Genomic DNA, 14,960 nt, shown 5'->3' with positions numbered 1-14,960 from the left:
CATCCTTGTAAACACTGCATTATCCATTTATTTTATTATCAAAGGTGGAAGAAAGTGAAAAATAAATTATTAGGGGTGTTGTAAATGAAAAAGGACTCATCCCTAGATGAATCCTACTAATCGTTATACGAATACAAGCAAGAGCCATAGATATAAGCTGACTAAGGTAAAGATTAACGTAAGTGGAATGACAAGGATTGTGACTTTGATATATTCCATCCAGGTGATTCTGATCTTATTCTTTTTCAGGATATGCATCCAAATAAGCGTTGCCAGGGTTCCAATTGGAAGAATGAGTGAGCCGACATCACTGCCAATTATATTAGCGAGGTAAACGGTTTTCAAAAGCATCGGAGTTAATCCCATGTCGGTTAGTGCGAGGGTTGAAATCATTAATGCAGGATGATTGTTGAAAATATTAGAAAGTAATGCAGTGATCATCCCCATTATTAAACTAGCATGCAATAGACTGTCATTGACAATTGGTTTTAGATGTACTATTAAAAAGCTAGATAGGCCAATATTGTGTAATCCAAAAATGATTACATACATACTAAAAGCAAATATCAATATATGCCAAGGAATTTTTTTGATGACATCCTTGGGATTGACCTTTAAATAGACCCATCTCCAGATTAATAAAATGATAGACCCGATTACAGCAACTAAGGAAACGGAAATGCCGATAAAAGACGCTACAAATAGACTAATCCTTACAATAAACACAAAGAGTAGCATTCTAACCATTAGTTTCTTTTGTTGATTGAATAAATCTTCTCTTTTATTCTGCAGCGGATGATATCTGCGATTTTTTTGTAAGGGTATACAATAGGAATGGTTGCCTATTTCTCGGGGGATGTCTTTTTTGAATACAAGGAATAATAAAAAGGAAAGAAAAAGTAACCCTATTACCCCTGGTACAAACATCATTTCCGTTTGAAGATAAAGATCCATCCCAATAATTTTGAGAGCGATTAGATTAACGATATTGCTGACACCGATGGGTGCACTAGACGCTGTAGCAATTAACGCTCCGCTCAATAGGAATGGTATTTTTTGCCTGTTTTTTAAACCTAAACTGTTTAATATTAAAATAAGGATTGGTGTAGTTATTAAAATACTTCCATCGTTATTAAAGAAAAGAGTCATGAGAAAGCAGAGCAGTAAAGTATACCAGAATAAGCGAATACCCGACCCTTTTGATAATTTTAACATGAGAGCGGCAGTCCAGCTAAAAAACCCGAAGCTTTCAAGCACGATTGCCATTACGATGGTTGCAATAATGGTAATCGCAGCACCGGTTACCTTTGAACTGATGTCTAGTAGGTCCCCTATTGAAACGCTTCCACTTATAAAAACTAGGATGGCCCCTATAGTTGCCGGAATTGCTTCGTTCATGTTTTTTGGACGGATAAAGATCATAACCATTGTTAGAAGAAAAGCAAATATAGTGATGAGAACCGTCGATTGATGATACATAAAAATTAATTTACTCCCTTCAAAGAGTTTCGTTCTTTATTTTCCGTTTCCTAATTTCTTGTCCTTTGCTTTATAGTACGTCCTTCCTGTGAGGCTTGACCTAAACGGATATCTCGGTATTCTAATAAATCAGCATTAATCTATATAAATTCATATAGGTTTTTACCCGTTTTTTTTGATATAGACGAATATCTCTATGAAAGATTACTAGACATATGTACCAGAAATTAGAAAAGTGCAGTCGGTTCTTTCAATTTGATTTATCCATTTCCTTGACTTTTTGGACAAAAAACAAATAACCGATACTGATGATCAGTATCGGCGTTTGATTTGATGGTTTGTAAAAATTAAAGTTGTGCTGTTACTTCTTGTTTCAACTTTTTGTGGTTGACTTAACTGCCGCTGCTGCCTGAACGACGGCCCCTGCTACCAGAGCTGCCTCTGCTGCCTGAACGGCCCCTGCTACCAGAGCTGCCTCTGCTGCCTGAACGGCCCCTGCTGCCAGAGCTGCCTCTGCTGCCTGAACGGCCCCTGCTGCCAGAGCTGCCTCTGCTGCCTGAACGGCCTCTGCTGCCAGAGCTGCCTCTGCTGCCTGAACGGCCTCTGCTACCAGAACTGCCTCTGCTGCCTGAACGGCCACTGCCAGAGCTGCCGCTACTGCCACTGCTTCCTCTTTTACCAGGTCCCTTTTTTCCACCTCTGCTGCTTGAGCTTCCTCTGCTGCCAGAGCTTCCTGAACTACCTCTGCTGCCTCTGCTTCCGGAACGGCCTGAACTGCCTCTGCTGCCTCGAGTACCGGAACGGCCTGAACTGCTACCAGAGCTGCCCCTGCTGCCTCGAGTACCGGAACGGCCTGAACTGCCTCTGCTACCAGAGCTTCCTGTGCTGCCGCTGCTTCCCCTTTTACCAGGTCCTTTTTTACCACCGCTGCGACCAGAGCCGCTTGAACCGCTTCCTGATCTGCTTCCAGAACCACTGCCTGAACCCCTAGTGCGAGAGCCACGGGTGCTTCCAGTACTTCCTGTACTGCTTGAGCTTGAAGAACTTGCCTGTGCTCTACAGTTGTTTTTGTTTTTGCCTGTAGGATTATTATCCATAAAGCCAACTACATTATTTTCTTTTGCTTGCGAAAGCAACTCTGTAATATCAAGTTTTAAAACCATCTTTCCACCACTTTCTAAAAAATTTTATTTTCTATTCCAATTTATGTAGATTTACCGTATTTGCCATAGACAAACATATAATTTTAGCTTGATATTTTTTTAGTTTTTAAACACATACAATTCCTAAATCGCATATATCTAAAAAAAATATTGTTTAGGGGAATTCAAGTGTTAAAATATGAAATTTTTATCAATCCGAAGTGGTTAAGAAAATTGAATAAAGACATTTGGGAAGATGAATTAGTGCCAGCAGAATTAAGAATCGGAGAAAATCGCTATGCAGTAAAAATTTCCTATAGAGGAAACGTCATTAGAGATAAGAAAAAAAAATCCTATCGAATCGTCTTCGATAAACCATCTATAGTTGATGGAGCACATGAAATCATCCTAAATGCGGAATACATTGATGTAACCATGAGCAGAAACAAACTCTCCTTTGATTTATTTGATCGCATTGGTGTCATTGCTCCTCATTCGAAGCATGTTCTTCTTTATATTAATGGATATAGTAAAGGCATTTACCTAGAGATTGAATCTTTCGACCAATATCTCCTTGAAAAAAGGAATTTACCAGATGGTCCAATTATTTACGCGACTAATAATCGGGCAAATTTTTCGTTACTAACCAAAAAAAAGGAACTAAAAACCCGTTTAAGTCAGGGTTATACTTTGAAGTATGGTAATAGCGAAGATTTAGCGGAGTTAGAAAAGTTTATCGCCATGATTAACACTTTAAGTAATGAAGATTTTGAAAACGAAATTCCAAAAGTGTTAGATGTCGATCAATATTTAAAATGGGTTGCCGGGGTAGTCTGTACCCAAAACTATGATGGTTTTATCCATAATTATGCCTTATATAAGAATGGTAAAACCCAATTATATGAAATCAGCCCATGGGATCATGATGGCACATGGGGACGAAATATTCGCGGACGGCTGATGGAATATGATTACGTTCCATTTACTGGATATAACACCCTTACAGCAAGACTCCTTCATCTCACACCTTTTAAGAGGAAATATAAGGACATCCTTTCAAAAATTTTGGAAAATGATTTTAATTCTAAAGTACAAGAGCCCATTATTCATGATCTTTTTGAAACCTTAAAACCCTATATGAGTATAGACCCGTATATTACTTCGAATCCAGACGCATTGGAGCAAGAAAAAGAGGTTATTTTTGATTTTATTCGAAAGAGAAATGCTTACATTAAAGAAGAATTAACAACATTTATCAGCTAAGAAGTATATGGTCATGTATCATATACTTTTTTTTGCCTATTTTTTTCAAAATTAGTGAAAAAAGGCTACTTTATTAGTACAACATACCATCGTGATACATATAGATGCAGTGTAAATGTTTATTTAATTTAAAGGAGGAAAAAACTTTTATGAATAAAGACATGATGAAGTCTTTGGTCGGTAAAATTATAAAAATTGACCGCGGTGGTCCAGAATCAAGAATTGGAAAGTTATTGGATGTGAATGAAGATCACCTGGTCCTTCTCACTGAAGATGAGGGTGTCGTTTACTACAACACTCATCATATTAAAAGTGTGACGGAGAATGCAAAGGAACAGTTAGAATTTAACATTGAAGTTCCTGAAGGTTTCACTTACAAACAGGCAGATAGCTTCCATGGCCTGTTAGATTCCTTGAAGTTCCAATGGGTCAAAATCAACCGCGGGGGTCCTGAAAAATTAGAAGGCGTCCTAAGCGATATTAATAATGATTTTGTTTCCTTAATCAACAAAGAGGAAATCGTCCGCCTTTCCATGTTCCATATCCGCAATATCAGCTATGGATTAAAAGTTGAAAAGGCTGAGGAAGAAAAATCAGAAAACCAAGGCAGCCAAGAAAAAATGTCTTCTTCTTCTTCTTCTGATAAACAACAATCAAAACAACGTGTTGTAAAATCCGAATCCTCAAAAAGCAATGCAAAATAAACACAGATAAAATCCTTGTCGCTTCTCAGGTGAGAAGCGACAACATTATAAAAGGAGGATTATAGATGGGTACAGAAAATTTCTCATCTACATTGGATTTATTAGTGGGTTATAACGTAAATCTATATGTGGGTGAAGAAGTATTTAATGGAAAACTTATTGGGGTTGAACCGGATCATGTCATATTAGAAAATGAAAACGGCTATATCTATTATTATAGTCTTGATCAGGTTCAAGCAATCACAAAGAATACGAAACAATTCCAAGGCGAAGAAACAGAATCGGAATTCTTAAAAACGCAAAGCTTAATGGAAGTATTGAATTCATTAAAACAATCTTGGGTAACTATTTTGTGCTTAAACAAAAGAAAATTTAATGGTGTTTTGAGCCATGTTGATGCTGATTACGCTACATTGATTAGCGGAGAAGAAAGAATTTTAATTAGGGTAACTCATATTTCTAATATTTTAAAAGGTTTTATCAATGAAAATGAAAACTCCGATTCCAGCCAATCTGAAAGCCAAGATAATGCTAAAGCAGAAGAAAGTAAAAATGATAAAACTGAAGACGTAACACCACAAATGACTAACAAAAAATATGCCAAACAATCTGAGGTTTCTTCATCAAAAGCGAACAAATCTGAGTACAAATCTGAGTACAAATCTGAGAACAAATCTGAGAACAAATCTGAGTACAAATCTGAGAACAAATCTGAGAACAAATCTGAGTACAAATCTGAGAACAAAGTTGAGAACAAGGTTGAGAACAAGGTTGAGAACAAGGTTGAGAACAAAGTTGAGAAAAACTCTGAAGAAAACGTAAAAGTCATTCAAGGAGAAAAAGAAAAACAAATAAAAGTTTGGTCACAATCCATCAGAAACGTAACACAAAAGTTAAATGAAGTTACCACGCAAAAAATTAATAATGAATTGAAAAATCAAAAAGATGAACCAGTTCAAAATAGCATTAAACAGGAAAAACAAAAAGTTGAACCATTTCTAAACAGCATTAAACAGGAAAAACAAAAAGTTGAACCATTTCTAAACAGCATTAAACAGGAAAAACAAAAAGTTGAACCATTTTTAAACAGCATTAAACAGGAAAAACAAAAAGCTCCTGAGAACAAAAACACCAAAGAAGAAAAACCAGTCATTCAAAAAGTGGTAGCAGAAGCAAAAGAAGTAACCGTAACGCAAAAACAAGAACCAATAGCGCCAGTATATAAGTCAAAAGAAATGGTTTCGGTACAAAAACCAGCTACAGAAGATAAACCGAAGGAAATGGCTTCTATACAAAAACAGGCTACAAAAGATAAGTCAAAGGAAATAGCTTCTGTACAAAAACAGGCTACAAAGAATGAAACCACTGAAACTAAAAAGGATGAAACGAGAAAAGTAGAGCAGCCAGTAAGAGGCTTCCGCTTTACAGGTGAACCGGTAACCCAACGTGAAATCGAAAAAACGTCATTCTTCGCCGGTTGGCCAAATCGAAGCAACAGAACAAGATTTTAATCCATCGAACTTCATGAATGAATGAAACCAATGTGGAAATACCTCATAAATCACAACGATTTCACTAAACCTTTTAACATCCTAAGACATTTACAAAGGTGAGTTGGGTATGAAATAAAGTCTATTTGCCGTAATCCATGTCAGCCCAGCTCTATTTGTAAATTGAAATAATGAGGAAAGGATGTGAGTTGATGAATCTAAAAGATAATATCGGCAAATATATCAAACTGGAAATATCAGGAAGAAAATTTATTAAGGGATTACTTTGTGATATTGGCAGTGATCTATGGGTTGTTTTTAATGGTTATGACTACCTTTACATTCCAACAATTCATTGCCAAAATTGGCATTTTTTAAAGCAAGACGAGATTGATGAAATACACGTTAGTGACGAATTGACGCCGATCTACAATCATAATGAAGAAATTTCATTAAGAAAAACACTTACAGCAGCGAAGGGAATTTTTTCAGAAATATATGTAACCAGTAACCAAGCATTGCATGGTTATATTATTAGCATCATGAATAACTACTTTGTTTTTTACTCCCCTATCTATAAAACGATGTTTATCTCCCTTAACCACCTAAAATGGTTGATTCCCTATACTAATAATCAACGACCATATGGATTGAGCAATGCAAGTCTCCCGGTAAACCCTAGCAACCTCACTTTTGCTAGATCGTTCGAAGTCCAAATTGAAAAATTAACCGGAGAATTGATTGTTTTCAATATCGGGGAAAATGAAAATGTAATTGGAAAAATACAAGGAATAAAGAATAATTTTGTGGAATTAATTAGTGCCAAAGAAGATCCAGTTTATGTTAATCTTCAACATATTAAAACAGTTCATATGACATAACCTTCGCCCTTTATTTTTGGACATGAATTAAACAAGCTTTTTTAAACCTGCATAACCTAATAAGAGTGTCAAAAAGACACTCTTTTTAAAAGAAAATTATTTATTCTTTACATAAACGGTTTCGGACTTTTGAGGAACACGGTAGTATGAACGCTCAAATATGATTCCAAACAGGAAGGTAACTAGAAACATTGAACCCATCATATCAGAAATAACATGCTGTTTGACAAACAAGGTTGAGATGATAATAAAGCCACCTGTAATATGAATACATAAACGGTTTAACAGATGTTTATTTTTTATCAGCAGTGAAGCTAGCATTATCGCAAATGTTGTCAAAACATGAATACTCGGAAAACAATTAAAAGGACGATCATTCGTGTAAATCCATTGAACAAGGTTCGTTAAAAGATTATTACCCACCAGTGTGGGCCTTGGAACGGTTGTTTGAAAAAAGAAAAAAATAATGTAGCAGATGAATTCAGCAACCACAATTAGAATTAGGGTTTTAAGATAAATCGTGGTATCCTTAAAACAAAAATAGACTAAATAATAAAATATATATCCATACCACAGGATGTAGGGAATAATAAAAATCGGTAAAAAAGGTATTGCATGATCAATGGGAGTGGATATGTCTACTCCCTTTTGTGCACGTTCATTTAATAATTGATAAATCTTGGCAAGGAGAGGAATTACCAACATGAATAGCAAATAGGGTGTTTTCTTCAAATGTTCTCTCACGTTGTCACCCCCAAAAATATTACGATTTTACAAGTTTACTATTCATAAAAATTGTCGTTCATCACTTCATATTATCATCATAACAAATAAATGCATAAATTTTCCACTATTAGAAGTTTTGGATCATTTTTCATTGTTTTATAGTTTAGCTCGTATCCCTTCCACCTCGCTAATGATGGACTTTATCAGTGCACTTGCCTTCATTTTCTTGGAAAGCCTTGGGCTTTGGCCTGACCAAAGGGACATATTTTCAGGATTCCCCATAGTCGCAGATTTTTTTCTAATCGCTTTCGTTAACTCGTTTTGAATTGGGTAATCTGGTAATCTAATCTCATCATATTTCATTTTCTCGATAAAGTGATTGTTAATTCCCCTAGCCATTTTACCTGAAAATGCCTTGGTCAAAACGATTTGATCCTCGGTTGCATGAAGGATTGCCTCTTTATAAACTTGGATTGCCCCGCTTTCATCACAAACAAGAAAAGCAGATCCCATTTGTACTCCTCGAGCCCCGAGGCATTTCGCTGCCATCAATCCTCTTCCGTCCATAATCCCCCCTGCCGCGATAATCGGAATCATGAGATGATCAGCTGCCTGTGGTATGAATGACATTAGCCCTATTAAGCTATTTTTATTTTCATGGTGGAATGTTCCGCGGTGCCCCCCTGCTTCTGATCCTTGGACAACAACTGCATCCATTCCTGACTTTTCATTAAGTATGGCTTCTGATACCGTTGTAGCGGTTCCAATTAGGACAATTCCTTTTTCCTTGAGTTTTCTTATCGCATTAATTGGTGGGACACCAAAAGTAAAAGAACAAATCGGAACCTTTTCTTCCATTAAAATATTTAGTTGTTTATGGAAAGCATGTTGTTCTTCTTCAAAATTTGGCAACTCCCTCTCCACCTCAGCATCGAGTTCTTCGATTATTGGACGTAATAATGTTTTCGTATATTGCAGCTTCTCCTTATCAACTTCAAATGGTGAGGGGACAAATAGATTAACTCCGAAAGGTTTATCTGTTAATTGTTTTACTTCCTTTATTTGAAGCAGGACTTGCTCTGGATTCATATAGCCAGCACCAATCATCCCTAGTCCTCCTGCATTTGAAACTGCTGCCACTAATTCAGATGTAGTAATTCCCCCTGCCATCGGCGCTTGAATAATTGGATATTGAACCTTTAACAATTTTGTTAATTCATTTTTCCACAAGATGAATACACCCCATTTTATAAAATCTAGTTTAATAATGTGATATGATTAACCCAATTATACATTGGTACAACAAATAGGTTGGTGAATATATGGAGCGGATTATTTTATTTGATGGTGTGTGTAATCTTTGCAATAACAGTGTTCACTTTATTTTAAAGCGAGATGCTAGTTCCTCATTTAAATTTGCCTCGCTCCAGGGAGTAAAAGGACAATTGCTTCTAAAAGAATTCGGCTTATCGACTGATATGAATAGTTTTGTATTAATCGAAAACAACCAAGCCTATTTAAAATCAACGGCTGCCTTACGTGTTTGCATGAGACTGAAGGGAGCATGGAGCATACTTTCCGCCTTCCTTGTCATTCCTAGATTTATAAGAGATTTCGTCTATGACATAATTGCTAAAAACCGCTATAAATGGTTCGGCCAAAAAGAAAGCTGCATGCTTCCCTCTCCAGAATGGAAAAGCAGATTTTTGGATTGATTTATATAAAAGACAAAAATAAAATGCACCAAAAATGGTGCGTTTTATTTTTGTCCTTATTAAGACTTTGTATAATTAAGATCCCAAATGACTCCAAAGGCATCTTTAACTTTTGCGTATGTAGCTCCCCAAAAAGTATCCTGTAATTCCATAAAAACCGTACCTTTTTCACTAAGAGCTTGATAGATATTTTGAATTTCTTCCTCGCTTTCAAACTCAAGTGTCAAGGAGATGTTGTTCCCCACTGTTATCGGATTTCCTGGAAATGCATCTGAGGCCATTAAAAATAAATCGTCTTTTTTAAATTGTGCGTGGATAATGCGATCTGATGCCTCAGGAGGTGTTGGATAATCTGCTTCACCATAAGTTTGCAGGTTGGATACTTCTCCTCCAAATACTTCCCGATAAAACTCTAATGCTGCTTTTGCATTACCATCGAACATTAAATAAGGTGTAGCTTGTCCCTTCAAATTGAACACTCCTCTATTTTTAACCTTAACCCTTACTAATTCGACGCAACTTAAGAAAAATCCTTTTTAACCAAAATACAGTTTGAAATCAACAATATATTATTTTTCCTAGAAAGAAATAAATTTCTAATACGTTAAATATTAAATATGTATTTAAGAACCTTGATAAGAAACCTTGTGAAATTGGCCAATATACTTAAAAAGCAGTTCCCCATCGCCATTTATTTCAGCATCTGTCTGGAGCTTCAAATACATGGCTTGATAGGGCTCAGGGACCCAAATGTAATGATGGATGTAATCGGTTAATTTGAAGCCGCATTTTTTCCAGAAGTTAATTCTAGCCAAATTTTCGGAAGTTACTTCGGACTCAACTTCAATTAATAAACTATCAAAAGTGCCGGAGGATAAGGCCCAATCTTTAATACCATTCATCATTCTTAAACCATAGCCATGATTTTGCCAGTCTTCATGGACAGCTATATAATCAATGAGCAATGCATGAATTCCCTTTAGCTTTCCAGTCAATGCCATCGACACGACCTTCCCATTTTTAATTCCTAAATGTAAAAAACAGATCCCTTTTTGGAACATATTTCTAATAATTTTCTCCGGTTTTGCCCCCTTCTCAGCAAATGCCTGATGGTAAATCGGGCTTACCAATTCCCATATCTTATCATCCCAGTGATACAGCGTCTTAAATTCCATGTGGTTTCCTCCGTATGTGACTATAAGACCATTTTAACAAAAGCATTAAGGAGGACAAAACAGGCTAAAACGAAAAAAAAACCTTTGAACAAAGTCAAAGGTCCAACGAAAACTTAGTGGTCAAGGCTAAGTTCCCTCATTAGGAGGTCTAAACTCAGAAGAATTTAAACATCATTATTTTACCATTTTTTTAAAATTCTATCAATAGTTTAAAGCTTTAAAGAGTAAAAGTGGTTCAAAAGACTTACTTTCCATATATCGAAAAGGTTAAAGCCTTTCTACGAAGGCTTTTTTATTTTTCAAAATTCATCGTTGACAAACTTGTATATACAAGCTAGAATGAAAACGGAATCAAAACTTGTATATACAGGTTATCGGACGTTTAATGAAAACGGCAACATATCCTGTATATCCATAAAAATAAAATAATATAGTATGGGTCTAATACCCATTCATCAGGGGGAAAGTCAAATGACGAAGTATATAGATCCTTCAAAGGATTTATTGAAACACATTGGCGGTAAAGAAAACATTGCAGCTGTAACCCATTGTGTAACGAGAATGCGATTTGTGTTAAACGATCCAAGTAAAGCAAATGTAAAAGAAATCGAGTCAATCGGACTAGTGAAAGGCACATTTACTCAAGCAGGACAATTCCAAGTTATCATTGGAAACGAAGTTCCAAGCTTCTATAACGAGTTTGTAAAAATTGCTGGTGTAGATGGCACTTCTAAAGAAGAAGCGAAAATAGCAGCTAAGCAAAATCAAAATTGGATTCAGCGGATGATGGGCCACTTAGCTGAAATCTTTACACCATTAATACCTGCTCTTGTAGTCGGCGGTTTAATCCTTGGCTTCCGAAATATTATCGGTGACATTAAACTTTTAGATAACGGAACAAAGACCATCATTGAAGTATCTCAGTTCTGGGCAGGAGTCCACTCCTTCTTATGGCTGATTGGTGAAGCAATCTTTCACTTTCTTCCAGTCGGAATCACCTGGTCCGTTGCTAAGAAAATGGGCGCATCTCAAATTCTAGGAATCGTTCTAGGTATTACATTAGTATCACCTCAATTATTAAATGCTTACGCTGTCGCAGGAGCAAAGGAAATTCCTACTTGGGATTTCGGATTTGCTCACATTAAAATGATTGGATATCAAGCACAAGTTATTCCCGCGATTTTAGCTGGATTAACATTAGGTTTCCTAGAAACCAGATTACGTAAAATTGTTCCAAATTCGATTTCAATGATTGTTGTACCGTTCTTTGCATTAGTTCCAACTGTATTAATTGCACACACCATTTTAGGACCTATCGGCTGGTCCATTGGCTCAGGTATCTCCCATGTGGTTTATTCTAGCTTAACTTCAGCATTTGGATGGTTATTTGCGGCTATTTTTGGATTTGCTTATGCACCACTTGTTATCACTGGTTTACACCATATGACAAATGCGATTGACCTTCAATTAATGAGTGAACTTGGTGGGACAAACCTATGGCCAATGATTGCTTTATCTAATATCGCTCAAGGTTCGGCCGTTCTTGCGATGATCTTTATCAACCGTAAAAATGAAGAAGAAAAACAAGTTTCTATCCCTGCGGCAATTTCTTGTTACCTAGGTGTAACAGAACCTGCGATGTTCGGGATTAACCTAAAATACGGCTTTCCTTTCTTAGCCGCCATGATCGGATCAATGATTGCCGGTGTGGTATCAGTAGCAAGCGGTGTTATGGCTAACTCAATCGGTGTCGGCGGACTCCCTGGCATCCTCTCCATTCAGCCAAAATATATGGCATTATTTGCAGTATGTATGGTGATTGCGATTGTCGTTCCGTTTGTTTTAACCACAATCTTTGCAAAAACAGGCATTAAAAAGCTTTCATTTAAAAAATAAAACTCCATTAGGAGGGAGACCGACTCCCTCCTTTTTGACATTAGAATCTAAAAAAATTTGGCAGGTGTAAAAAAATGGAATCCGCATGGTGGAAAAAATCAGTAGTCTATCAAATTTATCCAAAAAGCTTTTTTGATACAACAGGAAAAGGTACTGGGGATATCAATGGAATTATTGAAAAGCTAGATTATTTAAAAGAATTAGGTGTCGACGTTTTATGGCTCACCCCTATCTATCAATCGCCACAGCGTGATAACGGGTATGATATTAGTGATTATTACAGCATTCACGATGAATATGGAACAATGGAAGATTTCGATCGTCTGCTAGAAGAAGCTCATAAACGCGGTCTAAAAATCATCATGGATATCGTCATTAACCATACATCCACAGAACACGAATGGTTTAAGCAAGCCAGGTCCTCTAAGGATAATCCTTACCGCGATTTCTACATTTGGAAGGACGGCTCAAATGGTGAGCCTCCTACTAACTGGGAATCGAAATTTGGAGGTCCCGCTTGGGAATTTGATGAGAAAACGGAGCAATATTACCTCCATTTATTCGATGTTACTCAAGCTGATTTAAACTGGGAGAATGAAAAGGTTCGTGACACCTTATACGAAATGATGCATTTCTGGTTAAACAAAGGCGTCGATGGCTTCCGCCTCGATGTAATCAACCTTATTTCCAAAGACCAGCAGTTCCCACAGGATGACAGTGATGGTCGAAAATTTTATACAGATGGACCGCGTGTTCATGAGTTTCTGCATGAAATGAACGAAAAGGTCTTTTCGAAATACGATATTATGACAGTTGGTGAAATGTCCTCTACTTCCATTGATAATTGTATTCGCTATACCAACCCTGAACATAAAGAGTTAAACATGATCTTTAGCTTCCATCATTTGAAAGTGGATTATCCAAATGGAGACAAGTGGACAAAAGCGGCGTTTGATTTTCAATCCTTAAAGCAAATTCTTTCCAAATGGCAAGTGGAAATGAACGAAGGTGGCGGTTGGAACGCCCTCTTCTGGTGCAACCATGACCAACCGCGTGCTGTTTCTCGTTTTGGAGACGACAAAAACTTTCACAAAGAATCGGGCAAAATGCTGGCAACCGTGCTTCATATGATGCAAGGAACTCCTTATATATATCAAGGGGAAGAATTCGGGATGACGAACCCAAACTTTGACGCAATTGATGATTACCGCGACGTTGAATCATTAAATATATTTAACATCAAAAAAAATGAAGGCATGGATGAACAAGAAATAATCGAAATCCTTATGCAAAAATCCCGTGATAATTCGAGAACTCCAGTTCAATGGAATACCAGTGAAAATGCAGGTTTTACAACGGGTACTCCATGGATTGAAACGGCAGCAAATTTCAAGCAAATTAATGCGGAAAACGCACTTGAGGATTCAGATTCTGTTTTCTATCACTATCAAAAGCTAATTCAATTAAGGAAAAAATATGAAATTATTACAGAAGGCGATTTTGAAATCATTTTAAATCAGGATGAAGAAATTTTTGCTTATGTTAGAACGAGCGGAACGGATAAATTACTTGTCATCAACAATTTTTATGGAAATGAGAAACTCGCAGTCTTGCCGTCGTATTTACACCTTGATGAATATACGAGTGAGATGTTAATCTCTAACTATACGGATTCCCCTTCCCTTTGCAAGGAAATCCAGTTGCGGCCATATGAGTCGATTGTGTACCATTTGAAAAAATGAAATGGAGATTATCTAATGACGAACAAGTATCTAACCATCTATAACACCATTGTCGAGGAAATTAAAAGCGGGGTAATTCCCCCACAAACGCTTCTTCCCTCTGAGCATGAATTATCAGAACAATTCAATACCTCAAGGGAAACGATTCGGAAGGCGTTGAATTTACTCTCGCAAAATGGCTATATTCAAAAAGTTAGAGGCAAAGGTTCGATTGTAATCGATATTTCAAAATTTGATTTTCCGGTTTCCGGCCTAGTCAGCTTTAAAGAGTTGGCCCAAAAAATGGGCCGCAAACCAATAACAATTGTCAATGAGTTTTCTTTAATAAAACCGGAAAGCTATATTAGGCAACAGCTTCACCTTTCTAGCAAAGACCTTGTTTGGAAAGTGGTTAGAACGCGTGAAATGGGCGGAGAAAAAATTATTTTAGATAAAGACTACTTAAGTAAAAAGTATGTCCCCTCTTTAACGGAAGAAATTTGTGCGGATTCGATTTATCAGTATCTCGAAGACGACTTAAACTTGAATATCAGCTTCGCAAGAAAGGAAATTGTCGTGGAGGAGCCTACAAGCGAAGACCTCGACCTTTTAGATTTTGAAGGCTTTCATAATATTGTTGTCATCAAAAACTATGTTTACTTAGATGATGCAAGCCTTTTTCAATACACAGAATCACGGCACCGCCCTGATAAATTTCGTTTTGTCGACTTTGCTCGAAGATCCCGGTAATTCAAAAGGAGATCCCTG

Annotated in this window: 14 protein-coding genes; 8 read left to right on the top strand and 6 right to left on the bottom strand. The window is 36.8% G+C overall.

The genetic code is table 11. The annotated features are described in order from the left end of the window. Positions 1-123: 123 nt before the first annotated feature. Both ABES02_RS06325 and ABES02_RS06320 read right to left on the bottom strand, forming a co-directional pair. The gene (locus tag ABES02_RS06325; RefSeq protein ID WP_430132273.1) at positions 124-1,479 is read right to left on the bottom strand and encodes an arsenic transporter; all 1,356 of its coding nucleotides are present in this window, start codon (positions 1,477-1,479) and stop codon (positions 124-126) included. 373 nt (positions 1,480-1,852) lie between these two features. After that, entirely contained in the window at positions 1,853-2,584 is a 732-nt protein-coding gene (locus tag ABES02_RS06320) for a hypothetical protein (protein ID WP_430132271.1), read from the bottom strand. Between the two features lie 226 nt (positions 2,585-2,810). Between ABES02_RS06320 and ABES02_RS06315 the strand changes: the two genes are divergently transcribed. The 4 genes from ABES02_RS06315 (at position 2,811) to ABES02_RS06300 (ending at position 6,959) form a co-directional block, all read left to right on the top strand. Further along, positions 2,811-3,884 (top strand): CotH kinase family protein, encoded by a 1,074-nt coding sequence (locus ABES02_RS06315; protein WP_430132269.1) that lies wholly within the window; start codon positions 2,811-2,813, stop codon positions 3,882-3,884. Between the two features lie 149 nt (positions 3,885-4,033). Continuing rightward, positions 4,034-4,588 (top strand): hypothetical protein, encoded by a 555-nt coding sequence (locus ABES02_RS06310; RefSeq protein ID WP_430132267.1) that lies wholly within the window; start codon positions 4,034-4,036, stop codon positions 4,586-4,588. A gap of 65 nt (positions 4,589-4,653) precedes the next feature. Then, positions 4,654-6,099, top strand: coding sequence for a hypothetical protein (locus tag ABES02_RS06305; RefSeq protein WP_430132265.1), 1,446 nt, complete (start codon positions 4,654-4,656; stop codon positions 6,097-6,099). A 191-nt stretch (positions 6,100-6,290) separates the two neighbouring features. Further along, on the top strand, positions 6,291-6,959 hold the full coding sequence (locus ABES02_RS06300) for a DUF2642 domain-containing protein (protein ID WP_430132263.1): 669 nt from the start codon (positions 6,291-6,293) through the stop codon (positions 6,957-6,959). 96 nt (positions 6,960-7,055) lie between these two features. On the opposite strand, the gene ABES02_RS06295 is transcribed toward ABES02_RS06300, so the two are convergent. After that, positions 7,056-7,703 carry a phosphatase PAP2 family protein gene (locus ABES02_RS06295; protein ID WP_430132261.1) on the bottom strand — a complete coding sequence of 216 codons (648 nt, stop codon included), beginning with the start codon at positions 7,701-7,703 and terminating at the stop codon, positions 7,056-7,058. Between the two features lie 138 nt (positions 7,704-7,841). After that, positions 7,842-8,915, bottom strand: coding sequence for an NAD(P)H-dependent flavin oxidoreductase (locus ABES02_RS06290; protein WP_430132259.1), 1,074 nt, complete (start codon positions 8,913-8,915; stop codon positions 7,842-7,844). 92 nt (positions 8,916-9,007) lie between these two features. On the opposite strand from ABES02_RS06290, the gene ABES02_RS06285 reads away from it, so the two are divergent. Beyond that, a complete protein-coding gene (locus ABES02_RS06285) occupies positions 9,008-9,400 on the top strand; it encodes a thiol-disulfide oxidoreductase DCC family protein (protein ID WP_430132257.1) in 393 nt (130 codons plus the stop codon). A 59-nt stretch (positions 9,401-9,459) separates the two neighbouring features. On the opposite strand, the gene ABES02_RS06280 is transcribed toward ABES02_RS06285, so the two are convergent. Further along, entirely contained in the window at positions 9,460-9,870 is a 411-nt protein-coding gene (locus ABES02_RS06280) for a VOC family protein (protein WP_430132255.1), read from the bottom strand. Positions 9,871-10,023: 153 nt separating this feature from the next. Next, positions 10,024-10,575 carry a GNAT family N-acetyltransferase gene (locus ABES02_RS06275; protein ID WP_430132253.1) on the bottom strand — a complete coding sequence of 184 codons (552 nt, stop codon included), beginning with the start codon at positions 10,573-10,575 and terminating at the stop codon, positions 10,024-10,026. A 471-nt stretch (positions 10,576-11,046) separates the two neighbouring features. Between ABES02_RS06275 and treP the strand changes: the two genes are divergently transcribed. The 3 genes from treP (at position 11,047) to treR (ending at position 14,942) form a co-directional block, all read left to right on the top strand. After that, positions 11,047-12,471 carry a PTS system trehalose-specific EIIBC component gene (gene treP, locus ABES02_RS06270; RefSeq protein WP_430132251.1) on the top strand — a complete coding sequence of 475 codons (1,425 nt, stop codon included), beginning with the start codon at positions 11,047-11,049 and terminating at the stop codon, positions 12,469-12,471. 74 nt (positions 12,472-12,545) lie between these two features. After that, positions 12,546-14,213, top strand: a complete 1,668-nt coding sequence (gene treC / locus ABES02_RS06265) for an alpha,alpha-phosphotrehalase (RefSeq protein WP_430132249.1) — start codon at positions 12,546-12,548, stop codon at positions 14,211-14,213. Between the two features lie 15 nt (positions 14,214-14,228). Next, the gene (treR, locus tag ABES02_RS06260; RefSeq protein WP_430132247.1) at positions 14,229-14,942 is read left to right on the top strand and encodes a trehalose operon repressor; all 714 of its coding nucleotides are present in this window, start codon (positions 14,229-14,231) and stop codon (positions 14,940-14,942) included. The last annotated feature ends 18 nt before the right edge of the window (positions 14,943-14,960 follow it).

It is taken from the genome of Neobacillus pocheonensis, from assembly GCF_050477905.1.
Lineage (GTDB): Bacteria > Bacillota > Bacilli > Bacillales > Cytobacillaceae > Neobacillus > Neobacillus pocheonensis_A.
The sequence above is the reverse complement of the archived record's forward strand: the minus strand, read 5'-3'. Positions and strand labels throughout refer to the sequence as shown.

Bases quoted from the DNA above. Each gene is read 5' to 3' on its own strand.
- treC (WP_430132249.1), top strand. From the start codon at position 12,546: ATGGAATCCGCATGGTGGAAAAAATCAGTAGTCTATCAAATTTATCCA.
- ABES02_RS06300 (WP_430132263.1), top strand. From the start codon at position 6,291: ATGAATCTAAAAGATAATATCGGCAAATATATCAAACTGGAAATATCA.
- ABES02_RS06275 (WP_430132253.1), bottom strand. From the start codon at position 10,575: ATGGAATTTAAGACGCTGTATCACTGGGATGATAAGATATGGGAATTG.
- ABES02_RS06310 (WP_430132267.1), top strand. From the start codon at position 4,034: ATGAATAAAGACATGATGAAGTCTTTGGTCGGTAAAATTATAAAAATT.
- ABES02_RS06325 (WP_430132273.1), bottom strand. From the start codon at position 1,479: ATGTATCATCAATCGACGGTTCTCATCACTATATTTGCTTTTCTTCTA.
- treR (WP_430132247.1), top strand. From the start codon at position 14,229: ATGACGAACAAGTATCTAACCATCTATAACACCATTGTCGAGGAAATT.
- ABES02_RS06305 (WP_430132265.1), top strand. From the start codon at position 4,654: ATGGGTACAGAAAATTTCTCATCTACATTGGATTTATTAGTGGGTTAT.
- treP (WP_430132251.1), top strand. From the start codon at position 11,047: ATGACGAAGTATATAGATCCTTCAAAGGATTTATTGAAACACATTGGC.
- ABES02_RS06285 (WP_430132257.1), top strand. From the start codon at position 9,008: ATGGAGCGGATTATTTTATTTGATGGTGTGTGTAATCTTTGCAATAAC.